Origin of the sequence: Kribbella sp. NPDC050459 (genome assembly GCF_040655315.1) — a bacterium.
GTDB lineage: Bacteria > Actinomycetota > Actinomycetes > Propionibacteriales > Kribbellaceae > Kribbella.
This window is the reverse complement of the sequence record NZ_JBFAJQ010000003.1, coordinates 726047-749220: the sequence shown is the minus strand read 5'-3', so window position 1 is coordinate 749220 and position 23174 is coordinate 726047. Positions and strand designations below refer to the sequence as shown.

The 23174-nt window shown below is 70.0% G+C and carries 23 protein-coding genes; 9 read left to right on the top strand and 14 right to left on the bottom strand.

The features are described 5' to 3' along the window. The 3 genes from def to AB0I12_RS14755 all read right to left on the bottom strand — a co-directional run bounded on the left by def (position 1) and on the right by AB0I12_RS14755 (position 1966). Positions 1 to 600 carry a peptide deformylase gene (gene def, locus AB0I12_RS14765; protein WP_359929292.1) on the bottom strand — a complete coding sequence of 200 codons (600 nt, stop codon included), beginning with the start codon at positions 598 to 600 and terminating at the stop codon, positions 1 to 3. A 98-nt stretch (positions 601 to 698) separates the two neighbouring features. After that, a complete protein-coding gene (locus AB0I12_RS14760; RefSeq protein WP_359929290.1) occupies positions 699 to 1514 on the bottom strand; it encodes an LLM class F420-dependent oxidoreductase in 816 nt (271 codons plus the stop codon). Between the two features lie 80 nt (positions 1515 to 1594). Next, positions 1595 to 1966, bottom strand: coding sequence for a helix-turn-helix domain-containing protein (locus AB0I12_RS14755; protein WP_359929288.1), 372 nt, complete (start codon positions 1964 to 1966; stop codon positions 1595 to 1597). A 66-nt stretch (positions 1967 to 2032) separates the two neighbouring features. Here AB0I12_RS14755 and AB0I12_RS14750 point away from each other — a divergent pair, with 66 nt between their 5' ends. Then, complete coding sequence (locus tag AB0I12_RS14750) at positions 2033 to 2650, top strand: NAD(P)-binding domain-containing protein (RefSeq protein WP_359929287.1); 618 nt, start codon at positions 2033 to 2035, stop codon at positions 2648 to 2650. On the opposite strand, the gene AB0I12_RS14745 is transcribed toward AB0I12_RS14750, so the two are convergent. From AB0I12_RS14745 to tkt, 8 genes are all read right to left on the bottom strand, one after another. Beyond that, positions 2647 to 3207 carry a hypothetical protein gene (locus AB0I12_RS14745; protein WP_359929285.1) on the bottom strand — a complete coding sequence of 187 codons (561 nt, stop codon included), beginning with the start codon at positions 3205 to 3207 and terminating at the stop codon, positions 2647 to 2649. The two genes, AB0I12_RS14750 and AB0I12_RS14745, sit on opposite strands and share 4 nt — an antisense overlap. Further along, complete coding sequence (locus AB0I12_RS14740; protein ID WP_359929283.1) at positions 3197 to 4012, bottom strand: isocitrate lyase/phosphoenolpyruvate mutase family protein; 816 nt, start codon at positions 4010 to 4012, stop codon at positions 3197 to 3199. The genes AB0I12_RS14745 and AB0I12_RS14740 overlap by 11 nt, the downstream gene beginning before the upstream one ends. 82 nt (positions 4013 to 4094) lie before the next feature. Then, complete coding sequence (gene pgl, locus AB0I12_RS14735) at positions 4095 to 4820, bottom strand: 6-phosphogluconolactonase (protein WP_359929281.1); 726 nt, start codon at positions 4818 to 4820, stop codon at positions 4095 to 4097. Further along, the gene (locus AB0I12_RS14730; RefSeq protein WP_359929280.1) at positions 4817 to 5947 is read right to left on the bottom strand and encodes a glucose-6-phosphate dehydrogenase assembly protein OpcA; all 1131 of its coding nucleotides are present in this window, start codon (positions 5945 to 5947) and stop codon (positions 4817 to 4819) included. The genes pgl and AB0I12_RS14730 overlap by 4 nt, the downstream gene beginning before the upstream one ends. Beyond that, positions 5944 to 7494 carry a glucose-6-phosphate dehydrogenase gene (gene zwf, locus AB0I12_RS14725; RefSeq protein WP_355690669.1) on the bottom strand — a complete coding sequence of 517 codons (1551 nt, stop codon included), beginning with the start codon at positions 7492 to 7494 and terminating at the stop codon, positions 5944 to 5946. Before zwf ends, AB0I12_RS14730 begins: the two co-directional genes overlap by 4 nt. A 27-nt stretch (positions 7495 to 7521) precedes the next feature. Further along, positions 7522 to 9102 (bottom strand): glucose-6-phosphate isomerase, encoded by a 1581-nt coding sequence (locus tag AB0I12_RS14720; protein ID WP_359929278.1) that lies wholly within the window; start codon positions 9100 to 9102, stop codon positions 7522 to 7524. Then, positions 9099 to 10208 carry a transaldolase gene (gene tal / locus AB0I12_RS14715; RefSeq protein ID WP_359929276.1) on the bottom strand — a complete coding sequence of 370 codons (1110 nt, stop codon included), beginning with the start codon at positions 10206 to 10208 and terminating at the stop codon, positions 9099 to 9101. Before tal ends, AB0I12_RS14720 begins: the two co-directional genes overlap by 4 nt. A 41-nt stretch (positions 10209 to 10249) precedes the next feature. After that, entirely contained in the window at positions 10250 to 12427 is a 2178-nt protein-coding gene (gene tkt / locus AB0I12_RS14710) for a transketolase (protein ID WP_359929275.1), read from the bottom strand. A 295-nt stretch (positions 12428 to 12722) separates the two neighbouring features. Here tkt and AB0I12_RS14705 point away from each other — a divergent pair, with 295 nt between their 5' ends. Together AB0I12_RS14705 and AB0I12_RS14700 are read left to right on the top strand one after the other, a co-directional pair. After that, entirely contained in the window at positions 12723 to 13649 is a 927-nt protein-coding gene (locus AB0I12_RS14705; RefSeq protein WP_359929764.1) for a heme o synthase, read from the top strand. Between the two features lie 120 nt (positions 13650 to 13769). After that, entirely contained in the window at positions 13770 to 14885 is a 1116-nt protein-coding gene (locus AB0I12_RS14700; protein ID WP_359929273.1) for a ScyD/ScyE family protein, read from the top strand. A gap of 19 nt (positions 14886 to 14904) precedes the next feature. Here AB0I12_RS14700 and AB0I12_RS14695 read toward each other — a convergent pair whose 3' ends face one another. From AB0I12_RS14695 to AB0I12_RS14685, 3 genes are read right to left on the bottom strand one after another with little or no spacing between them, the layout of a single operon-like run. Then, on the bottom strand, positions 14905 to 15831 hold the full coding sequence (locus tag AB0I12_RS14695) for a COX15/CtaA family protein (protein ID WP_359929271.1): 927 nt from the start codon (positions 15829 to 15831) through the stop codon (positions 14905 to 14907). Between the two features lie 19 nt (positions 15832 to 15850). Next, positions 15851 to 16627 (bottom strand): ABC transporter permease, encoded by a 777-nt coding sequence (locus AB0I12_RS14690; protein ID WP_359929269.1) that lies wholly within the window; start codon positions 16625 to 16627, stop codon positions 15851 to 15853. Then, complete coding sequence (locus AB0I12_RS14685; RefSeq protein ID WP_359929267.1) at positions 16624 to 17343, bottom strand: ABC transporter ATP-binding protein; 720 nt, start codon at positions 17341 to 17343, stop codon at positions 16624 to 16626. Before AB0I12_RS14685 ends, AB0I12_RS14690 begins: the two co-directional genes overlap by 4 nt. Positions 17344 to 17468: 125 nt before the next feature. Here AB0I12_RS14685 and AB0I12_RS14680 point away from each other — a divergent pair, with 125 nt between their 5' ends. From AB0I12_RS14680 to AB0I12_RS14655, 6 genes are read left to right on the top strand one after another with little or no spacing between them, the layout of a single operon-like run. Next, the gene (locus AB0I12_RS14680; RefSeq protein WP_359929265.1) at positions 17469 to 18185 is read left to right on the top strand and encodes a metalloregulator ArsR/SmtB family transcription factor; all 717 of its coding nucleotides are present in this window, start codon (positions 17469 to 17471) and stop codon (positions 18183 to 18185) included. Then, positions 18182 to 19594, top strand: coding sequence for a Fe-S cluster assembly protein SufB (gene sufB, locus AB0I12_RS14675; protein ID WP_359929264.1), 1413 nt, complete (start codon positions 18182 to 18184; stop codon positions 19592 to 19594). Before AB0I12_RS14680 ends, sufB begins: the two co-directional genes overlap by 4 nt. Continuing rightward, positions 19594 to 20796 (top strand): Fe-S cluster assembly protein SufD, encoded by a 1203-nt coding sequence (sufD, locus tag AB0I12_RS14670; RefSeq protein WP_359929262.1) that lies wholly within the window; start codon positions 19594 to 19596, stop codon positions 20794 to 20796. Before sufB ends, sufD begins: the two co-directional genes overlap by 1 nt. Then, positions 20793 to 21131, top strand: a complete 339-nt coding sequence (locus AB0I12_RS14665) for a non-heme iron oxygenase ferredoxin subunit (protein WP_359929260.1) — start codon at positions 20793 to 20795, stop codon at positions 21129 to 21131. Before sufD ends, AB0I12_RS14665 begins: the two co-directional genes overlap by 4 nt. Before the next feature lie 24 nt (positions 21132 to 21155). Further along, positions 21156 to 21920, top strand: a complete 765-nt coding sequence (gene sufC, locus AB0I12_RS14660) for a Fe-S cluster assembly ATPase SufC (RefSeq protein ID WP_359929259.1) — start codon at positions 21156 to 21158, stop codon at positions 21918 to 21920. Continuing rightward, entirely contained in the window at positions 21917 to 23173 is a 1257-nt protein-coding gene (locus tag AB0I12_RS14655) for a cysteine desulfurase (RefSeq protein ID WP_359929257.1), read from the top strand. Before sufC ends, AB0I12_RS14655 begins: the two co-directional genes overlap by 4 nt. Position 23174 lies beyond the last annotated feature (1 nt).

Here is a 23174-nt window from a genome sequence, read left to right as displayed (position 1 = left end):
TCAGGTCGCGGGGGTGTCCTCGTGGTCGTGGTCGACCATGGGGGAGACGGGCCAGTCCGACGGGTATTCCGGGGCGAACTCCTCGGCTTCGGCGAACAGGCGCTTGCGGTACTTGCGGGACAGGCGGTCGCCGAAGACGGTGCCCTGCGTGTGGTCGGTCTCGTGCTGCAGACAGCGGGCGAGCAGGCCGTCGCCTTCGTACGTGACCGGCTGGTTGTGCTGGTCGACGCCGGTGACCCTGGCGAAGTCGGGACGGGCGCACTTGGTGAACGCGCCCGGCAGCGACAGGCAGCCCTCGTCGCCCTCGTCGAGGTTGCGGTCCTTGCCCTCCGGAAGCTCGAGCGTCGGGTTGCACACGACGCCCTGCTGGTGCTTGCCGTCCTTGTCCGGGCAGTCGAACACGAACAGCTGCAGGTCCACCCCGACCTGGTTCGCGGCGAGCCCGACGCCCTCGGCGGCGCGCATCGTCGCGACCATGTCGGCGACCAGCGTCTGCAGCTCGTCACCGAAGTCGGTGACCGGCTGATTGACCCGGTGCATGACGTCCGCACCCCAACGGGTGATAGGCCGCACCGAACCGTTCCCAGGCAACGTAGACATGCCGGAAATCCTATCCGCTGCCCCGCGCGACCTCCTTGAGCACCCACCAACCGTTTCCGGGTGGACCAGATGGTTGGTGGGTGCTCAAAGTGGCCCTGTTACTTGGCGTTGATTTCGTCGCGCCACGAGACCCACTCGCGGAGCAGGCCGAGGTCGTAGTCGGGGCCGGACGACGAGACCGTGAACAGCCGGGTGCCGACATCGAGCAGCGACTTGCCGATGTCCTCGGGCGACTTGTCGCCGACGCCCGCGGAGCGCTCGATCTCGCCCGGGTCGCGGCCGATCGTGCGGCAGTGCTCGTCGAGCACGGCGTGCTTGTGCGCGAGCGTCTCGGCGTCGCCGAACCCGTGCCAGATGTTCGCGTGCTTGGCGACCAGCTTCAGCGTCTTCTTCTCGCCGCCGCCGCCGATCAGCACCGGGATGTCCCGGGTCGGCTTCGGGTTCAGCTTCTCCCAGCGCTGCTCGATCCGCGGCAGCGCCTCGCCGAGGGCGTCCAGCCGGCCGCCCGCGGTGCCGAACTCGTACCCGTACTCGTCGTAGTCCTTCTCGAACCAGCCCGAGCCGATGCCGAAGATCAGCCGGCCGTCGCTGATGTGGTCGACCGTGCGCGCCATGTCGGCGAGCAGGTCGGGGTTGCGGTAGGAGTTGCAGGTCACCAGCGCGCCGAACTCGACCCGCTCGGTCGCCTCGGCCCAGGCGGCCAGCATCGTCCAGCACTCGAAGTGCAGGCCCTCGGGCTCACCGCTGAGCGGGTAGAAGTGGTCCCAGTTGAACACCACGTCGACGCCGATCTCCTCGGCCGCCGCCACGGTCCGCCGGATGTCGGCGTACTGGGCATGCTGGGGCTGGACCTGCAGACCGATCCGGGCGGGGAAGGCGCCGTACGGACGGTCGGTGGAATCGGAAGCAGTCATGCCCCCGATCCTATCCCTCGTTGCGGAGGACCCTCCGGATAGGTGTCACCGGGTGAAATACGCCGCCAGGTGACCGAGCATCATGGCGACGCCGGGCTCGATCGTGACGCGGTCGGCCGGGGTGCTGAAGCTTCGGTCGGGAGTTGGTCGGCGTAAACGGCGGCCCAGTCGCCGAGTGCGCGGATCGGTACCAGCAGATCGGTGCCGGCGGTGGTCAGCGAGTACTCGACGCGCGGCGGCGCCTCGGCGTACCGGCGGCGCTCGACGAGACCGTTGTGCTCGAGGCGGCGCAGGGTCTCGGTGAGGACCTTCTGGCTGATGCCGCCGATCTGTTCGCGGAGCCTGCCGGGACGAGCGGGACCGTCGGCGAGCGAGTACAGCACGACCATCGGCCAGCGTCCGCTGATCAGGTCGGCGGCGACGCGCGCCTGGCAGTCGGCGAAGAATCTCACGTCGTCCATTGTGCGTCGGTCGATAGGCACCCGGCGGTGCGGATCGAAGTGCCTACCGTCGAGTCCATGCGAATAGGAACACTGGGCAACGGAATGATGGCCGAGGCGCTCGCCACGCACTGGGTGTCGGCGGGGCACGACGTGATGATCGGTGGGCGGTCGGCGGACCGGGCCGGTGCGGTGGCCGGGCGGGTCGGTGCGGCGTCGGGGTCGTTGGCGGAGGCGGCGGCGTACGGCGAGATCGTGCTGCTGGCCGTGCCGGCGGAGGTCGCGGTGGCGGTTGCGCGGGAGGTGCCGGCCGGGAGGACGCTGGTCGATTGCACGAATGCCCTGGACCACCGGGACTTCACGCTGGCCCAGGACTCTGTTGCGGAAGCGGTCAGTGACGCTGTGCCGGGGGTGCGGGTGGTCAAGGCGTTCAACCTGGCGGCTGACGCGGTGTGGCGAAACCCGCCGCGCGGACTCGGGGTGCCGCTGTGCGGCGACGAGGGCGTCGAGCAGGTCGCGGAGTTGGTCGAGGCCCTCGGCTGCACACCGGTCCTCGCCGGCGGCCTCCGCCACGCGAAGTTGCTGGAGGCAACCGCAGCCCTGGCGATCGGCGTCTGGGTCGGTGGGGGAGACGTACGCGCGATGTTCCCAGCCCTGGCTGAAGCCTTTGGCACCGTCCCACCCAGCCAGTCCTAGGCTTCGCGGGTGTTACGTGTGGCCAGACGTAGGGTCCAGGTGGGGAACAGCAGGTAGGTGCCGGCCCAGCTGAAGCCGGCTGCGAAGGTCCAGGGTGGGGCGGTGTCCAGGTCGTCGATCCCCAGCAAGATCCCGGGTACGCCGAGCAGGCCGAGCGTCATCACCGCGCCGGCGATCAACCCCGCCCGCCGGAGCGAGCCTGATGCGGTGCCGAGGAGCCAGATTCCGATCAGAGCGAAGCCGAAGCTCGACCACAGGCCGGCGAGGTAGAAACCGGTGGTGTCGGTCATCACGAGGACTGTGCCGACAACCGTCAGCACGGCGCCGATGGCGGCGGCTCCGAGGAGGGCGAAGGCGCGTGCCGTGCGGCGCGGGGCGGCGTGCAAAGTCCACGCCAGGGCCACGCTCAACACGCCCAACACCGCATTGCCCACATCGTTGACGGCCCCGAGCGCATCGGCGCCCGCGTAGAAGAGGATCAGGCACAAACAGGTGGCGAGGCCCACGATCCCGTGGGCCAGCGCCACCGGCCGTACGGCGTCCGGCTCAGCGCTCACCCTTGGATGATCGCGCAAAGAGTTCGTTGAGGGCAGTCTGCGGGATCTGGCCGGCGGCGAAGGTGATCGTGCCGTGGGTGGCCAGTTCCTCGGCGCTGCGCCGGATGAAGCCGAGGGCGGCTCGCGCGATGCTGCCGCCGAGGCTGATCCGTGTGACACCGACCGACTGCAGATCGGCGACCGTCAGCGCCGACGTGCCCAGGCCGAGGACCACGTTCAGCGGGCCGTCGATCTCGGCGACCAGCGTGCGAATCGCGTCGAGATCGTTGACCCCAGGCACATAGAGGCAATCCGCACCCGCCGCGCGGAAGCGGTTCGCCCGGTCGATCGAGTCGGCCAGCGACGTCGGCGTCCGCAGCAGTTGCCCGTCGGTCCGTGCGGTCAGCACGAAGTCCGGTCCGGCCGCCTCCCGCGCCGCGACGATCCGCTCGACCGCGAGCCCGGCGTCGTACAGCTCCCGCCCGTCGTAGTCCTCGATGTTCCCGCCGGCCAGCCCCGCCTCGCGGGCCAGTGCGATCGTCTCCGCGACCCGCGCCGGCTCCACGCCGTACCCGTCCTCGAGATCCCCGTTCACCGGTACGCCGCTCGCGGCCGTGATCTCGCGGACCCGCTCGAACATCTGCTCCCGCGACACCGCCGGCGCGCCGTCCGGCAGCGTGTGATCGCCCTTCGCCAGCGAGAACGCGATCCCCGCGCTGGTGGTGGCGATCGCCGGGAACCCGGCCGCGGCGAGCAGCACCGCGCTCCCGGCGTCCCACGCGTTCGGCATCACGAACTGACCGGCATGCAACTCGCGGAAAGTCATGCCCCGAGTCTGTCACCCGAACGCTTCGGCGCCCGCCGAACTCAGTACAGGTAGAACGCCGGCCGGGCCATCGGCCGACCGATCAGGTGTTCGGGATCTTCTCCGCGGCGGCCTCGTCGAGTAGCCACAGTGTGCGGTTGCGGCCCTTCGGGCGGGCCGCTGGGACGTCACCCTCGGTCAGCGCCTTCGCGACCGCCTCGGCCTTGTCCGAGCCGGAGACAACGAACCAGACCTCACGGGCCCGGTTCAGCTGCGGCAGGGTCAGCGACACCCGAGTCGGCGGCGGCTTCGGCGAGTCGTGGACGGCGACCGCGGCCGCGTCCGTCACGCCGAGCTGCGGATACCCCGGGAACAGCGACGCCACGTGCCCGTCGGGCCCGACGCCGAGCATCAGTACGTCGAACGTCGGCGAACCCGCCGCGGCCAGATCCTCGGCGTACGCCGCAGCCGCCGCCTCGGCGCCCTGTCCCGTGTCGGCCGGCATCGGATGCACCCGTGCCGGATCGACGTCGAGGGCCGACAGGAAGGCGTCCCGAGCCTGCGTCTCGTTCCGCTCGGGGTCGCCGGACGGCAGGAACCGCTCGTCGCCCCACCAGAACTCGACCCGCCGCCAGTCGACCTCGACCCGCGCCGGCGACTCCGCGACCGCGCGGTACACCGCCGCGGCCACCCGGCCGCCGGTGAGCACGACCTGCGCGACCGCACCGGTGCTCTGGGCATCGACCAGCGCCGTGACGAAACGCGAAGCCACCGAGAACGCCAGGTCCCCGGCGTCGGAATGGATCAAGAGTTCCGGATCGACCGTCATCGCTTCGCCGCCTTCTTGGCAACCGTCTTCTTCGCTGCGGTCTTCTTCGCTGCGGTCTTCTTCGCAGCCGCCGGTTTCGGCGCCGTCTTCTTGGCAGCTGCCCGCTTTGCGGACGCCGGTTCCTTGCCGGCGCTCGAGGCGGCGACCTTCTTGCCGGCCGCGGTCACCTTCGCGGCGGTCGATTTCCGCGCCGTCTCACCGACCTTCTTGGCGTCGGCCGGCAGCGCGTCCCGCTCGCCCACGGTCGCGAGCGTCTTCGCGTACACGTCGTCGGGATCGAGCCGGCGCAGTTCCTCGCTCAGCAGCTCGGACGTCGTCCGCCGCTTCAGCGCCACCGGACGGTCCGGCTGACCGGGCACGCTGAACGTCGCGACCGCTCCGTCCGGCCGGGTCAACGCGATCGGGCCGGACGGCGTGAACAGCCGTACGGCAGTCACACCCGGCCCGCGCGAGTTGCGCTGCTCCACCGGCACCTTCAGCCGGGACTGCAGCCACGCGGCCATCAGGTCGGCGCTCGGGTTGCCCTTGGCGGCCGCGACCTCGGCCCCGGTCACCTTCGTCGGGTACTGGTCGAGGGCAGCGGCCATCAGCGCACGCCACGGCGTCAGCCGCGTCCACGCGAAGTCGGTGTCGCCCGGCGCGTAGCCCTCGGCGCGGGCGCTGTAGTCGATCGATGCCCGGCGGGTCGCCGCCGCGTCGGTCACCCGGCGCCGTCCGAGCCGGCCCAGCGGGTCCTCCGCGGGAACGCGCGGCCCGCCGCCCGGCCACCAGACGATGACGGGGGAGTCGGGCAGCAGCAGCGGCGTGATCACGGACTCCGGCACCTTCGCCAGCTCACCGTGCAGCCGCAGCAGCACCGCCTCGCCGGGGATGCCCTCGCCGACCCGCACCTCGGCGTCCAGCCCGGACGGGCCGCGCCCGGGGCGCAGGATCGCGACCAGAACCCGGGACGGGTGTTCGCGACCGGCCTCGTTCGCGGCCTTCATCGCGTCGTGGTGGGACGCCTCGTCGACGACCACCACGATGGTGCCGACCATGCCCATGGCCGGCGAGCCGGCGTTCCGCCGGGCCTTCAGCAGCGCCGACGCGATCTCGCTCGACGTGGTGTCGGTCAGGTCGATGATCATGGCCGCCTCCAGGCCCGTCCGTCGCGGGCAAGCATCTCGTGCGCCGAGTCCGGGCCCCAGCCGCCGGACGCGTACTGCTCCGGCTTGCCGTGCCGCTCCCAGTAGTCGAGCACCGGGTCGAGGATCTTCCAGCCCAGCTCGACCTCGGTGTGCTGCGGGAACAGCGGCGGGTCGCCGAGCAGTACGTCGAGGATCAGCCGCTCGTACGCCTCCGGGGAGGACTCGGTGAACGAGCCGCCGTACGCGAAGTCCATGTTCACGTCGCGGATCTCCATCGACGTGCCGGGCACCTTGGCGCCGAAGCGGACCGTGATGCCCTCGTCCGGCTGGATCCGCAGGACGAGCGCGTTCTGGCCGAGCTCCTCGGTCTCGGTCTTGGTGAACGGCAGGTGCGGCGCGCGCTTGAACATCACCGCGACCTCGGTGACGCGGCGGCCGAGCCGCTTGCCGGTCCGCAGGTAGAACGGGACGCCGGCCCAGCGCCGGGTGTCGACGTCGACCCGCAGCGCCGCGAACGTCTCCGTCGCGGACGACTCGGGGATGCCGTCCTCCTGCAGATAGCCCTTGACCTTCGTGCCGCCGGCCCAGCCGGCGGCGTACTGCCCGCGGGCGCTGTGCAGATCCAGCCGCTCGGGCAGCTGGACGGCGTTGAGCACCTTCTTCTTCTCCTGGCGCAGCGACCAGGCGTCGAAGCTGACCGGCTCCTCCATCGCGACCAGCGCGAGCAGCTGGAGCAAGTGGTTCTGGATCACGTCGCGCGCGGCGCCGATGCCGTCGTAGTACCCGGCGCGGCCGCCGATGCCGATGTCCTCGGCCATCGTGATCTGCACGTGGTCGACGTAGTTGCTGTTCCAGATCGGCTCGAACATCGCGTTCGCGAACCGCAGCGCGAGGATGTTCTGCACCGTCTCCTTGCCGAGGTAGTGGTCGATCCGGAAGACCGCCTCGGGCGGGAACACGGACTCGACCACCCGGTTCAGCTCGCGGGCACTCGTCAGGTCGTGACCGAACGGCTTCTCGATCACCACCCGCCGCCACGAGCCGGGGTGCTCGTCGGTCAGCCCGTGCTCGGACAGCTGCCGGACCACCTCCGGGAACAGCCCCGGTGGGATCGACAGGTAGAACGCGTGGTTGCCGCCGGTGCCGCGGGTCACGTCGAGCTCGTCGACGGTCTCCCGCAGCCGCTTGAACGCCTCGTCGTCGGTCAGGTCGCCCGGCACGAACCGGAAGCCCTCGGCGAGCTGCTGCCAGACCTCCTCACGGAAGGGGGTCCGGGCGTGCTCCTTCACCGAGTCGTGCACGATCTGGGCGAAGTCCTGGTTGGTGTAGTCCCGGCGGGCGAACCCCACCAGGGCGAAACCCGGGGGCAGCAGCCCCCGGTTCGCCAGGTCGTAGACCGCCGGCATCAGCTTCTTGCGGGCCAGGTCGCCGGTGACGCCGAAGATCACCAGGCTGCACGGCCCGGCGATCCTCGGCAGCCGCCGGTCCTGCGGATCGCGCAGCGGGTTCACCGGGCCGGCCGGCTCTTCGTTGAGCTCAGCGGTCATGGGCCGCTTTCCCTCCGAGTGTCGTTCTTACTGGAACAGGGACAACAGCTGCTGTACGCCGGCCGCCACGTCCGTGAGCTGCAGCCGCAGCACCGGACGCCCGCGCTCGGCCAGGACGTTCGCGTCACCGGCGGCCTGCGCCGAGATCAGCGTGCCGAACGTGAACGGACGGTCCGGGATCTCGACGTCGGTCGGGTGCGCACCGGTGATCTGCAGGTACACGCCCTCCGGGTGACCGCCCTTGTGGTACTGACCGGTCGAGTGCAGGAACCGCGGTCCCCAGCCGAAGGTCACCGGACGGCCCGTCCTGGTCGCCAGCGCCGGCCGGACCGCGAGCAGGTCGGCATCGCGCTCGGAGTCCAGGTACGCCATCACCGCGACGTAGCCCTTGTCCTCGAGCTTGCCGAGCAGCGCGTCCACCGCGCCCTGCAGCGAGTCGACACCGTCGAGCAGGCCCTCGGAACCGCGGACCTCGACAGCGCCTTCGGTGAAGGCCGCGGCCTCCGGCTCCGGCTGCGCGTCGAGCAGGCCACGGGCCGCCTTCTTCGCGCTCTCCACATCAGGCTGGTCGAACGGGTTGATGCCGAGCAGGTAGCCGGCCACCGCGGTCGCCATCTCCCAGAGCAGGAACTGGCCGCCCAGCGAGCCCGAGGTCAGCGCCGTCGGTACGCCGCTCGTCGCCTTCTCCGCGAGCAGGGCGTTGGTGAGGTCGGCGGCCTCGCTGGTCAGCTCCGGCGCGGTCACCTCGACCGCGACGGGCAGTACGCCGGTGCCGTTCTTGCCGGTGCTCTCCGCGATCAGCTGCTCGGCCCAGTCCGGGAACCCGACGATGTCGGAGCCGTCGGCCGTGATGATCGCCTTGTCCCGGCCGGCGCTCGCCGCGAGCACGGCGCCCAGCCACAGGGCCGGGTTGTCGGCGGAGTCGGCCTGCAACGCCGGCGCCGCCTCGGCCGCCTGGTCGAGGAGCTCGGCGATGTCGGCGCCGGCCAGACCGGACGGCACCAGGCCGAACGCGGTCAGCGCGCTGTACCGGCCGCCGACGTTCGGGTCGGCGAGGAACGTCTTGCGGTAGCCCTCGTCCGCAGACAGCTTCTCGAACGGCGACCCCGGGTCCGTCACGACGACGATCCGCGAGGCCGCGTCGATGCCCGCGTCCGTGAACGCCTTGGCGAAGGTCCGGCGGTGGCTGTCGGTCTCGACCGTGCCGCCGGACTTGCTGGACACCACGATCACCGTCTTCGACAGGTCACCGTCCAGTGCGCGCTTGACGACGCTCGGGTCGGTCGAGTCGAGGACGACGAGCTCCACGCCCGCCGTCCGGGTGATGACCTCCGGCGCCAGCGACGAGCCGCCCATGCCGGACAGCACGATCCGGTCCAGGCCCTCGGACCGCAGGTCGGCCTGCAGCGCCTCGATCTCGGCGAGCAGCGGACGCGACGTGTCGTGCAGGTCGACCCAGCCGAGCCGGATCGAGGCCTCGGACTCGGCCTCCGGGCCCCAGATCGTCGCGTCCTTCGCGGCGATCCGGGACGCGATCTTCGCGGCCACCAGCTTGTCGACGACCTCGGCCCAGTCGCCGTTCTGCGTCGATACCTTCGGAGTGCTCACTTGGCGGCCGCCTTCAGGGCCGCGGTCACGGTGTCCTGCAGCTCCGACCAGGACGCGTCGAACTTCGCGACGCCCTCGTCCTCGAGCACCTGCACGACCTCGTCGTAGGAGATGCCCAGCCGCTCCAGGTCGTCGATCACCTTGCGGTCGGCCGCGTAGTCGCCGCGGACCGTGTCACCGGTGATCTCGCTGTGCTCCTCGACCGCCTTGATCGTTGCCTCGGGCATCGTGTTGACGACGCCGCGGGTGACCAGGTTGTCGACGTACAGCGTGGGGGAGTACGACGGGTCCTTGGTGCCGGTCGACGCCCACAGCGGACGCTGCGGCTTCGCGCCGGCGGTCTCCAGTTCGCGCCAGCGGTCGGTGTCGAAGATCTCCTCGTACGCCTCGAAGGCCAGCCGGGCGTTGGCGATCGCCGCCTTGCCCTTCAGCGCCTTCGCCTCGTCGGTGCCGATCGCGTCCAGCCGCTTGTCGACCTCGGTGTCCACCCGGCTGACGAAGAACGACGCGACGCTGGCCATCTTGGTGACGTCGTGACCGTTCTCGACGGCCTGCTCCAGGCCGGTCAGGAACGCGTCCGCGACCGCCTTGTAACGCTCGAGCGAGAAGATCAGCGTCACGTTCACGCTGATCCCGGCGGCCAGCGTCTGGGTGATCGCCGGCAGGCCCGCCTTGGTGGCCGGGATCTTGATGAAGATGTTCTCCCGGCCGACGATGTCCCACAGCTGCTTGGCCTGCTCGACCGTCTTCGCGGTGTCGTGCGCGAGCGTCGGCTCGACCTCGATCGACACCCGGCCGTCCTGGCCCTCGGTGTCGTCGTACGTCGGCTTGAACACGTCGGCGCCGTCGCGGACGTCGCTGGTGGTGATCACCCGGATCGCCTCGTCGGTGGACACGCCCTGCGCGGCCAGCTTGCCGATCACCTCGGCGTACGCGTCGGCATCCGAGATCGCCTTCGCGAAGATCGTCGGGTTGGTGGTCACGCCGGTGACGTGCTTGTCCTCGATCATGGCTTGCAGGCTGCCGCTGGTCAGCCGCACACGGGACAGGTCGTCGAGCCAGATGGAGACACCCGCGTCGGCGAGTGCTTTCAAGCGATCGTTCATGGTTCCGATGCCTTCTTCCGGAATGTTCTGTTGTGGTGTCTTCAGTTGGCTTCGCTCGTGTCGGCCGGCCCGACCGGGCCCGCGGCCGCGCGCCCGGGCGGTACACCCGGTCCGCTGATCTTCGCGGCGGCGGCGATGCTGTCCCGCGCGGCCTGGACGACGGCGTCGGTGGTGATGCCGAACTCGTCGTACAGCGTCTGGTACGCCGCCGAGGCGCCGTAGTGCTCCACGCTCACGCTCCGGCCCGAGTCGCCGACGATGTCGTGCCAGCTCTGCGCGATCCCGGCCTCGACCGAGACCCGGGCCCGGACGTCCGCGGGGATGACGGTCTCGCGGTACGCGTCGTCCTGCTCGTCGAACCACTCGCGGGAGACCATCGAGACCACGCGGGCCTGGACGCCCTCCTCGGCCAGGACCTTGCGGGCCTCGACCGCGATCTGCAGCTCGGAGCCGGTGCCGATCAGCACGACGTCCGGGGTGCCCTCGGTGTCGAGCAGCACGTAGCCGCCCTTGTGCACGTTCTCGGTGGTGGCGAAGCCGTCCGTGCCGCGCGGGAAGGTCGGCACGTTCTGCCGGGTCAGCGCCAGGCCGGCCGGGCGGTCGGTGTGCTCGAGGATGGTCGCCCAGGCGGCGGCCGTCTCGTTCGCGTCACCGGGCCGGACGACGTCCAGGCCGGGGATCGCGCGCAGCGCCGACAGGTGCTCGATCGGCTGGTGCGTCGGGCCGTCCTCGCCGAGGCCGATCGAGTCGTGCGTCCACACGTACGTGACCGGGAGCTGCATCAGCGCGGCCAGCCGCACCGACGGGCGCATGTAGTCGGAGAAGACCAGGAACGTGCCGCCGTACGGGCGGGTCAGGCCGTGCAGGGCGATACCGTTCAGCACCGCGCCCATCGCGTGCTCGCGGATGCCGAAGTGCAGGACCCGGCCGTACTCGTCGCCGGAGAACTCCTTGGTCGAGTACTCCGCCGGGATGAACGACGGCTGACCCTTCGGGGTGGTGTTGTTCGAGCCGGCCAGGTCGGCCGAGCCGCCCCACAGCTCGGGCAGCTCCGGCGCGAGCTTGGTGAGCACGTCACCGGACGCGGCGCGGGTCGCAACGCCCTTGGCGTCGGCGTCCCAGCTCGGCAGCGCGTCCTTCCAGCCGGCCGGCAGCTCACGCTTCGACAGCCGGTCGAGCAGCGCGGCGCGCTCCGGGTTCGCGGCCTTCCACTCGTCGAACTTCGCGGTCCAGGCGACCTCCGCGGCCTTGCCGCGGTCCAGCGCCTCGCGGGTGTGCGCGATCACGTCGTCGGCGACCTGGAACGACTGCTCCGGGTCCCAGCCGAGGATCTTCTTGGTCGCGGCGACCTCGTCGGCGCCGAGCGCCGAGCCGTGGATCTTGCCGGTGTTCTGCTTGTTCGGGGCCGGCCAGCCGATGATCGTGTGCAGCCGGATGAAGCTCGGCTTGTCGGTGACCGCCTTCGCCGCCTCCAGCGCGTCGTACAGCGCCTGGACGTCCTCGTGGTAGCCGGTGCCACCCTGGGTCCAGTCGACGTCCTGGACGTGCCAGCCGTACGCCGCGTAGCGGGCCGCGACGTCCTCGGACAGCGCGATGTCGGTGTTGTCCTCGATCGAGATCTTGTTCGCGTCGTAGATGACCGTCAGGTTGCCGAGCTTCTGGGTGCCGGCCAGCGACGAGGCCTCGGACGCGACGCCTTCCTCGATGTCGCCGTCGGACGCGATCACGTAGACCTGGTGGTCGAACAGGCCCTCGCCCTTCGGGGCGTCGGGCTCCAGCAGGCCGCGCTCGCGGCGGGCCGCCATCGCCATACCGACCGCGTTGCCGACGCCCTGGCCGAGCGGGCCGGTGGTGGTCTCCACACCTGCGGTGTGCCGGTACTCCGGGTGGCCGGGGGTCTTGCTGCCCCAGGTCCGCAGCGACTTCAGGTCGTCCAGCTCCAGGCCGAAGCCGGCCAGGTACAGCTGGATGTAGAGGGTCAGGCTGGAGTGCCCCGCGGACAGCACGAATCGGTCGCGGCCGGCCCAGTGGGGGTCGGCCGGGTTGTGCCGCATGACCTTCTGGAACAGCAGGTACGCCGCCGGCGCCAGGCTCATCGCCGTACCGGGATGTCCGTTCCCCACCTTCTCGACCGCGTCCATCGCGAGCACCCGCACGGTGTCGACCGCGCGCTGGTCGAGCTCGGTCCATTCAAGCTTTGGGCTGGTCTTCTCCGTCACGCCGGCGGCGCTCCTCTCGATGGTCTTCCGATGTCGCCTCAGGGTGAGCCTACTGTGGCCGGGGCGTTCCCTTGCGCACCGCTCACTTGTTTGTCAACCGTTCGCCGACTCTGCCTGTTCCCCGACCTGTTCGGCCGCAGACACACGCGATCGGAGGGGGGTGGCAGAACCCTCCTACGGGGCGTCGTAGACTGCTGATTCGTCAGCGCCGGTGTTCCGGCGTCAACCCAGATTGTTCGAGGTGTTCGTGACGGCCGTCGACCCGCGTCCCGCCGCGACGTCGTACCCGACGCCGCTGCCGGACGCTACCGCTGTATCAGCTGCAACGGTGCGTCCGTCGGTGCGCGACGTGGTGAAGGCGTACGTCGGTCTGACCAAGCCGCGCATCATCGAGCTGCTGCTGATCACCACTGTGCCGGTGATGTTCCTGGCGGCCGGCGGTGTGCCCGGTCTGCAGGTGGTGGTCGCCACCCTGATCGGCGGCATCCTCGCCTCCGGCAGCGCGAACACCATCAACTGCGTGCTGGACCGCGACATCGACGAGCAGATGCGCCGCACCCGGCGCCGCCCGCTGCCGCGGCACGCGGTCAGCCCGCGCTCGGCGACCACGTTCGGCGTCGTGCTCGGCGTGCTGGCCACCCTCGAGCTCGGCTTCTTCGTGAACTGGCTCTCGTCCGGCCTGGCGCTGGCGGCGAACCTGTTCTACGTCTTCGGCTACACCATGGTGCTGAAGCGTCGCACCGTGCAGAACATCGTCTGGGGCGGGATCGCCGGCTGCTTCCCGACCCTGATCGGCTGGACCGCGGTCACCGGCAAGCTCGCCTGGACCCCGGTCGTGCTGTTCCTGGTGGTGTTCTTCTGGACGCCGCCGCACACCTGGTCGCTCGCGATGCGGTACCGCGAGGACTACGCGTCGGTGGACGTGCCGATGCTGCCCGTGGTCGCCACCCCGGTCGCCACCGCGCGGCAGATCATGGCGTACTCGGTGGTCATGGTGATCACGTCGATCGCGCTCTGGCCGATCGGCGACACCGGTTTCGTGTATCCGCTGGCCGCGATCGTGCTCGGCTTCGTGTTCCTGCGCGAGGCGCGCCGGTTGTTGCTGCGGGCCCATACCGGCGCGGACGGCGCCGCCCTGCGGCCGATGCGGCTGTTCCACTTCTCGAACATCTACCTCGCGCTGCTGTTCATCGCTGCGGCGATCGACCCGCTGCTGCACTGAGCGTCGCATGCCGGGTGCGGGGAGTTTTCCCCGTTGACCTGATCGTGATCTGATGTTGCGATGGGGTCCTGCCTGTGGAGGGGGATCCACGCCTGGGGAGGCGCTGCAGCAGGGGGATCTATGGGGGTACGAGCACGTATTGCCGCACTCGCGGCACTCGCGCTGGCAGGATCGGTACTGGTCGCGGGGCAGGCCGAGGCCGGGGGCAAGCACTCTTCGAGCTTGAAGCCGGTCGCAACGGGCCTGAACGGGCCGCGCGGAGTCTCGACGTACAAGAACTGGGTCGTCTACAGCGTCTCCGACGGGTCGGTGTACATGACCGACGGGCGGCGCACCCTGAAGCTCGGCACGGTGCCGGGCTCCGGCGGATTCGCGCCCGCGATCGACACCAACAAGTGGGGTACGACGTACGCGCTGACCGGCGCGGGCGGTGAACCGGGCCAGCCGCCGGTTCCGGGCGCTACGACCCTGTACCGGATGCGGTACGGCAAGTCGCCGGTCAAGATCGCCGACATCGGGGCGTACCAGAAGACGGACCCGGACCCGTACGACCAGGAGCAGAACCCGACGGACTCGAACCCGTTCGGCGTGGCGGCCCTGAACGACGGCACGGTCCTGGTTTCGGACGCGGCCGGCAACGACCTGCTCCGGGTCTGGCCGAACGGCCACATCAAGACGGTCGCGAAGCTCAAGCCGCGGGTGGTGAAGGTCCCGTCCGGTCTGCCCGCCACCGACCCGGAGGGCAACCCGCTGCCACCGGCGGGGACGCCGATCACCGCCGAGGCCGTTGCGACGTCCGTGACCGTCGGCTCCGACGGCTACTGGTACGTCGGCGAGCTCCGCGGCTTCCCGGCAACGCCGGGGACGTCGCAGATCTGGCGGATCAAGCCGGGCACGGTCGGTGCGATCTGCGACCCGGTCAAGCCGAACAAGGGCAAGTGCCAGCGGTACGCCGACGGCTACACGTCGATCGTCGACCTGGCCGGCGGTCCGCGGGGCGTGCTCGCGGTCGTCGAGCTCGACAAGGCCAGCTGGCTGAAGTTCGAGCTGAGCGGGCCGACGCACGGCGGCCTGTTCCTGCAGTACCCGGGCAAGAACCACCGGGCCGGCTACAAGCGTGAGCTGGTGAAGGATCAGCTGACACTGCCGGGCGGCACGGCCTTCAACCGGTGGGGCGGACTGTACGTCGCCGGACCGGTCTTCGGTCCTGGAGCCGTCTACAAGGTGAGGTACTGAGAGACGCGCGGGGCGCCCGTCAGGTGGCGGGTGTCCCGCGTTCGCCGTACACAGCGGTGACCAGGGCGATCAGCAGAGCGGCCAGGAACATGTGGACGAGCACGACGGGCCAGGGCAGGCCGGTGAAGTACTGCGTGAAACCGACGGCGCCCTGGAGCAGCTCGACGGCCAGCAGCCACGCAGCCAGCTTGCGGAGCGTCCGCGAGGTAGCCGTCACCCTGGTCGCGATCACCAGCGCGATCGAGATGCCGAACAGGCCGAAGACGACGTCGGCGTGCAACTGGCTGACGAGCTCCGGGTCGAAACCGTTGCGGCCGGTCTCCGGGTCGCCGGAGTGCGGACCGGCGCCGGTGACAACGGTGCCGAGGGCAACGGACAGCCAGACCGCCACCACACAGGCGGTGGCGAGCGCGCGGACCACCGGGGGAGTATGCGGGTAGGGGCTGGTGCGTGACCGGCGCATCATCGAGACCGTCAGCGTGATGATGATCGGCGAGACCAGGAAGTGCGCCGAGACGATCCACGGGTTCAGTCCGGTCAGCACGCTGATGCCGCCGATCACGCCCTGCAGCGGGACCCCGAGCGCGGCCGCGGTCGCGAGCCGCCGCAGGTCCCGCCGGACCGGGCGGTAGCGCATGACGACCAGCCAGGTGATGATCGCGACGATCGCGACGACGAACCCGAGCATCCGGTTGGTGAACTCGATCGCGCCGTGCACGCCGAGCGCGGCGTGCGGGACGTACGAGTCGTCGGTGCAGGACGGCCAGGTCGGGCAGCCGAGCCCCGAACCGGTCAGCCGGACCAGTCCGCCGGTGACCACGATGCCGATGTTCACCGCCACCGACGCCCAGCCCCAGCGCCGGACGACGTCCAGGCTCGGCTCGGGCACCAGTCGCCAGAATCCGCGCACTGGCTCGGTCTCTTGGGGCGGGGTCTCCGTCGTCATCACCGGCACACTCTAAAGGTCAGTCCCATTTGAAGGTCCGTGAGACCAGGTATCCGAGGACCGCGGCCCACAACGCCAGCGAGAGCGCGGCGGCCCACGGGATCACGCCCTCGACGGTGGAGTTCGCGATGCCGCTGGCCAGAGCCGCGCTCGGCAGCAGGCGGACGATGCCCTGCATGCCCTCGGGGTATTCGGTGACCGGCGTCATGATCGCGCCGCCCACGAGCAGTAGGAGGTACAGCAGGTTCGCCGCGGCGAGGGTTGCTTCCGCCCGGAGCAGGCCGGCCATCAGCAAGCCCAGTGACGCGAACGCCGCCGTACCGCACAGGACGGTGAGGATCACACCGAAGACCGCGGCGAATCCTCCGACAGGCTTCCAGCCGAGCGCGAACCCGGTGCCGATCAGCACCGCCAGCTGGATGGCCTGCACGATCAGGACCGCGCCGATCTTCCCCGCGAGCAGGCCCGTGCGGGACAGCGGGGAGGCGCCGAGGCGCTTGATGACGCCGTACCGCCGTTCGAAGCCGGTGGCGATCGCGAGCGACGTGAACGAGGACGACAGGACGGCCAGCGCGAGCACCCGCGGGACGGCCTCGTCGATCGGCCGGCCGCTGCCGAGGGGGAGCCGCTCACCGAGGCCGGTGCCGCCGAGCAGCAGGAGCAGGCCGAGCGGGATCACCAGCGCGAGCAGCAACTGCTCGCCGTTGCGGACGAGCAGCCTGAACTCCATCCGCGTGTGCGCGATCACCTTCCGTGTCCACGGCGCGCTGCCGGGCTGCGGGGCGTAGGTCGTCATTGCTTGCCCCTCGGCGTGGTGAGCTCGAGGAACACTTCCTCGAGCGACTTCGTGTGGTGCTGGGTCAGCTCGTCGGGCGTGCCGGACGCGATCACCTGGCCGGCCGACACCACGTGCACCTGGTCGGACAGCTGCTCGGCCTCGTCCATCGCGTGCGTGGTCAGCACCACCGTGACGCCGTCGGCGCGCAGGTCGCGGATCAGCTGCCAGATCTCCCGCCGGCCGTGCGGGTCGAGCCCGGTCGTCGGTTCGTCGAGGAAGGCGATCTCCGGCCTCCCCACGATCGCCAGCGCGAACGACAGCCGCTGCTTCTGCCCGCCCGAGAGCCGCCGGTACGGCGTGCGCCCGCAGCTGCCCAGGTCCAGGCGCTCCACGAGCGCGGGGATGTCGAGCGGGTGGGTGTGCAGCGTCGCGACGTACCGGAGCATCTCGACGGCGCGGACGCCCGACCAGGCGCCGCCCTCCTGCAGCATCACGCCGATCTTCGGCATCAGCTCGTCGTGGTCGGCGAGCGGGTCCAGGCCGAGCACCCGGACGCTGCCCGAGTCCGGGCGCCGGAAGCCCTCACACGTCTCCACGGTCGTGGTCTTGCCGGCACCGTTCGGGCCGAGCACGGCCGTCACCGTGCCGGCGGCTACGGTGAGACTGAGACCGTCGACCGCGGTCTTCTCGCCGTACCGCACGACGAGGTTGTCGATCTCCACCGCGACTGGCACAAACGCAGCATAGAGAACGCCCCGGAGTGACCTCGCTCACGCCTACCCCTGGAGTTCCGCGTGAGCGCGGAACGGTTAGGTGAACCTTATTTGAAGGCTCCGGGGAATTACGCGACACTGATGTTGTGAAAAATCCTGCGACCACCGGAGCCGTCAGCGGCGCCGCGCGGGACGAGTCCACCCGGGACCGGGTCGCCCGCTCGATCCTGACCAACGGCCCGTCCAGCGCCGCGGTGCTGGCCGAGCGGCTCGAGCTCACCCCGGCGGCGGTCCGCCGGCACCTGGACCACCTGCTCGACGAGGGCCTGGTGGAGTCCCGCGAGGAGCGCGTCTACGGCCCGCGCGGCCGCGGCCGCCCGGCGAAGGTGTTCGCGCTGACCGACACCGGCCGGCACGCCTTCCACCAGGCGTACGACGATCTGGCGGCCACCGCGATGCGGTTCATCGCCGAAGCGGGCGGTGACGACGCGATCACGGAGTTCGCCCGGCGCCGCGTCGCCGAGGTGGAGGAGCGGTACCGGGAGCTGCTCGCGCAGGCTCCCGAGAACAAGAAGGCGGAGGTGCTCGCCCAGGCCCTGACGGCCGACGGGTACGCCGCCTCCACGGCGGAGGCGGGCCACGGCGCCCAGCTCTGCCAGCACCACTGCCCGGTCGCGCACGTGGCCGAGCAGTTCCCCCAGCTGTGCGAGGCCGAGACCGAGGTGTTCTCGAGACTCCTCGGCAAGCACGTACAGCGTTTGGCCACCATCGCCCACGGCGACGGTGTGTGTACGACACACATCCCGGGCCCTGCCCCTGCGGCCCCTGTAACCGACAGCGAATCTGCGAGGACTACGCGATGACGCAAACCGCTCACCCCGAACTGGAAGGCCTCGGCAACTACCAGTACGGCTGGTCCGACTCCGACGCCGCCGGCGCGGTCGCTCAGCGCGGCTTGAGCGAGGACGTGGTGAGAGGCATCTCCACCCTCAAGAACGAGCCGGAGTGGATGCTCGACCTGCGCCTCAAGGGCCTGAAGCTCTTCGGCCGCAAGCCGATGCCGTCCTGGGGCGCCGACCTGTCCGGGATCGACTTCGACAACATCAAGTACTTCGTCCGGTCCACCGAGAAGCAGGCCACCTCCTGGGAGGAGCTGCCGCCGGACATCAAGAACACCTACGACAAGCTCGGCATCCCGGAGGCGGAGAAGCAGCGCCTGGTCGCCGGCGTCGCCGCGCAGTACGAGTCCGAGGTCGTCTACCACCAGATCCGCGAGGACCTGGAGGAGCAGGGTGTCATCTTCCTGGACACCGACACCGGCCTGAAGGAGCACCCGGAGCTCTTCAAGGAGTACTTCGGCTCGGTCATCCCGGTCGGCGACAACAAGTTCGCCTCGCTGAACACCGCGGTCTGGTCCGGCGGCTCGTTCATCTACGTCCCCAAGGGCGTCAAGGTGGACATCCCGCTGCAGGCCTACTTCCGGATCAACACCGAGAACATGGGCCAGTTCGAGCGGACGCTGATCATCGTCGACGAGGGCGCCTACGTGCACTACGTCGAGGGCTGCACCGCGCCGATCTACAAGTCCGACTCGCTGCACTCGGCGGTCGTCGAGATCATCGTGAAGAAGGGCGCCCGCTGCCGCTACACGACGATCCAGAACTGGTCGAACAACGTCTACAACCTGGTCACCAAGCGCGCCACCTGCGAGGAGGGCGCGACCATGGAGTGGATCGACGGCAACATCGGCTCCAAGGTGACGATGAAGTACCCGGCCGTGTACCTGATGGGCGAGCACGCCAAGGGCGAGACCCTGTCGGTCGCGTTCGCGGGTGAGGGCCAGCACCAGGACGCCGGCTCGAAGATGGTGCACAACGCGCCGTACACCTCCAGCTCGATCGTCTCGAAGTCGGTGGCCCGCGGCGGCGGCCGGACGTCGTACCGCGGTCTGGTCGAGGTGGCGCCGGGCTCGCACCACAGCAAGTCCACGGTGCGCTGTGACGCGCTGCTGGTCGACACCATCAGCCGTTCGGACACCTACCCGTACGTCGACGTCCGCGAGGACGATGTGGCGATGGGGCACGAGGCGACCGTGTCCAAGGTCAGCGACGACCAGCTCTTCTACCTGATGAGCCGGGGGATGGCCGAGGACGAGGCGATGGCGATGATCGTCCGCGGCTTCATCGAGCCGATCGCCCGCGAGCTCCCGATGGAGTACGCGCTGGAACTGAACCGACTGATCGAGCTGCAGATGGAAGGGGCCGTCGGCTGATGTCGACCTCTGAAACGCTTGTTGCTACCGGCAACAAGGCACACTCCCACGGGCCGGGGTCGCCGGTCCCGCTCCAGGCGCGGAGCGAGCGGCCGACGTCGTACGACGTGGCCGACTTCGCGGTGCCGAACGGGCGCGAGGAGGAGTGGCGCTTCACCCCGGTCAAGCAGCTCAAGGCGCTGTTCGAGGACGCGCCGGGCACCGAGACCCCGAAGATCGACGCCTCCGGTCCCGAGGGCGTCGTGATCGAGACCGTCGCCGCCGACGCGGTCAAGGTCGGTACGCCGCAGGACCGCTCCGCCGCCGTCGCCTGGACCCAGGCGCCCGAGGTGCTGGCGGTGCGGATCCCGGTCGAGGCCGAGCTGACCGAGCCCGTGCACGTGAACGTCGCCAGCCTCGGCGGCCGCGGCTTCAGCCACCTGATCGTCGAGGCCGGCCGGCACAGCAAGTCGATCGTGATCATCGACCATACCGGTGCCGGTGAGCTGAGCGGGAACGTCGAGATCAAGGTCGGCGACGGCGCGGACCTGCGGATCGTCTCGATCCAGCAGGCCGACCACGAGTCGATCCACCTCGGTCAGCACGACGCGCTGGTCGGCCGGGACGCGCGACTGCACCACGTCGCGGTCACCCTCGGCGGCAAGATCGTCCGGATCGGCACCAACGTCCGGTACGCCGGACCGGGCGGCGACGCCGAGCTCGTCGGGGTGTACTTCGCCGAGTCCGGCCAGCACCACGAGCACCGCCTGTTCGTCGACCACGAGGCGACGCACTGCAAGAGCAACGTGCTCTACAAGGGCGCGCTGGCCGGCGACAACGCCCGCTCGGTGTGGATCGGCGACGTGCTGATCCGGGCCGCGGCCGAGGGCACCGACACCTTCGAGCTGAACCGGAACCTGGTGCTCACCGACGGCGCCCGCGCCGACTCGGTGCCGAACCTGGAGATCGAGACCGGCGAGATCGAGGGCGCCGGGCACGCCTCGGCGACCGGCCGGTTCGACGATGAGCAGCTGTTCTACCTGCAGGCCCGCGGTATCCCCGAGGACGCCGCCCGGCGCCTCGTGGTGGCCGGCTTCTTCAACGACATCATCGGCAAGATCGGCGTCCCGGAGGTCTCCGACCGCCTGCATGACGTGATCGAGGAGAAGCTCGCCCGCGCGGCCGAGCTGAGCGAGTCGGCCAAGGCGGTCGTCGGCAAGTGAGCGACACGTTCGAGCGCGCCTGCGCCGCCGCCGACGTACCCGACGAGGGCGTGGTCCCGGTCGAGGTCGGCGGTGTCGAGGTCGCGGTCGTGAAGAGCGAGGGACAGTACTTCGCGGTGCGGGACGAGTGCTCGCACGCGCAGATCCAGCTGTCCGAGGGCGACGTCGGCGAGTGCGAGATCGAGTGCTGGCTGCACGGGTCGCGCTTCGACCTGCGCACCGGCGAGCCGACCAGCCTGCCCGCGTACGACCCGGTGCCGATCTACCCGGTGCGCCTCGACGGCGACGACGTCCTCGTCGACGTGAAGAACCCCATCAACCAGGCTTCCCTGTAAAACCCTACGGAGATAGAAGAAACCATGGCGACACTCGAGATCCGCGACCTGCAGGTGTCGGTCGACACCGAGGCCGGCCCGAAGCAGATCCTGCGCGGCGTCGACCTGACCATCGCCGGTGGTCAGACGCACGCGATCATGGGCCCGAACGGCTCCGGCAAGTCGACGCTGGCGTACTCGATCGCCGGGCACCCGAAGTACAACATCACCGGCGGCACCGTGACGCTGGACGGCGAGGACGTGCTGGGCATGTCCGTCGACGAGCGCGCCCGGGCCGGTCTGTTCCTGGCGATGCAGTACCCGGTCGAGGTGCCGGGGGTGTCGGTGGCGAACTTCCTGCGCACCGCGAAGACCGCGATCGACGGCGAGGCGCCGAAGCTGCGGACCTGGGTCAAGGACGTGAACACCGCGCTCGCCGAGCTGCAGATGGACCCCGAGTTCGCGCAGCGCAACGTCAACGAGGGCTTCTCCGGCGGTGAGAAGAAGCGTCACGAGATCGTCCAGCTCGAGCTGCTGAACCCGAAGATCGCGATCCTCGACGAGACCGACTCCGGCCTCGACATCGACGCGCTGAAGATCGTCTCCGAGGGCGTCAACCGGTTCGCCGGCCAGGGCGACAAGGGCATCCTGCTGATCACCCACTACACGCGCATCCTGCGCTACATCAAGCCGGACTTCGTGCACGTCTTCGTCGACGGCCGCGTCGCCGAGGAGGGTGGCCCGGAGCTGGCCGAGGAGCTGGAAGCCAACGGGTACGAGCGGTTCGTGAAGGCAGGCGCGTCCAAGTGACCGACGCCCGGACTTTCAGCAGTCCCTTGGACCTGCAGTCGGTCCGGGCGGACTTCCCGATCCTGTCCCGCGAACTCGCGGGCGGGTTCCCGCTGGTCTACCTGGACTCGGCGAACTCCTCGCAGAAGCCGCGCCAGGTGGTACAGGCGATCGAGGACCACTACCTGAAGCACAACGCGAACGTCGCCCGGGCCATGCACCAGCTCGGCGCCGAGGCGACCGCGGCGTACGAGGGCGGCCGGGACAAGGTCGCGGCCTTCATCGGCGCGCCGTCGCGGGACGAGATCGTCTTCACCAAGAACGCCTCCGAGGCGCTCAACCTGGCCGCGCACACCCTGGGTGCGTCGCTGAAGCCGGGCGATGTCGTGGTGATCTCCGAGATGGAGCACCACAGCAACATCGTCCCGTGGCAGCTGGCGTGTGAGCGCACCGGCGCGACGCTGAAGTGGTTCGGCGTGACCGAGGACGGGCGGCTCGACCTCAGCAACATCGAGGAGCTGCTCACCGAGGACACCAAGGTGGTCTCGCTGACCTGGGTGTCGAACGCGCTCGGCACGATCAACCCGATCACGGAGATCGCGGCCAAGGCGCACGCGGTCGGCGCGACCGTGGTCGTCGACGCCTCGCAGGCCGTCCCGCAGTTCCCGGTCGACGTCTCCACGCTGGGCGCGGACCTCCTGGTCTTCACCGGTCACAAGGTGGTCGGCCCGACCGGTATCGGCGTGCTCTGGGGCCGCTACGAGCTGCTCGCCGGGCTGCCGCCGTTCCTCGGCGGCGGCGAGATGATCGAGGTCGTGCGGATGACCGGTTCGACGTACGCGCCGCCGCCGGCCCGGTTCGAGGCCGGGACGCCGCCGATCGCGCAGGCGGTCGGCCTGGGTGCGGCCGTGGACTACCTGTCCGGGATCGGTATGGACAAGATCGCCGCGCACGAGCACGCGATCGTCGAGTACGCGCTGGAGGGGCTGAAGACCGTTCCGGGTCTGAAGCTGCTCGGCCCGACGGACGCCAAGGACCACGGCGGCGCGATCAGCTTCGAGCTGGACGGCGTGCACCCGCACGACGTGTCGACGGTTCTGGACACCCGGGGGATCGCCGTGCGGGCCGGTCACCACTGTGCGCGCCCGGTCCACGAGCGGTTCGGAATGCAATCGTCGACCAGAGCGTCTTTCTACCTGTACACGACTCCCGAGGAGATCGACGCGCTCGTCGACGGCCTCGGATTCGTCCGAAAATTCTTCAAGGTGGACTGAT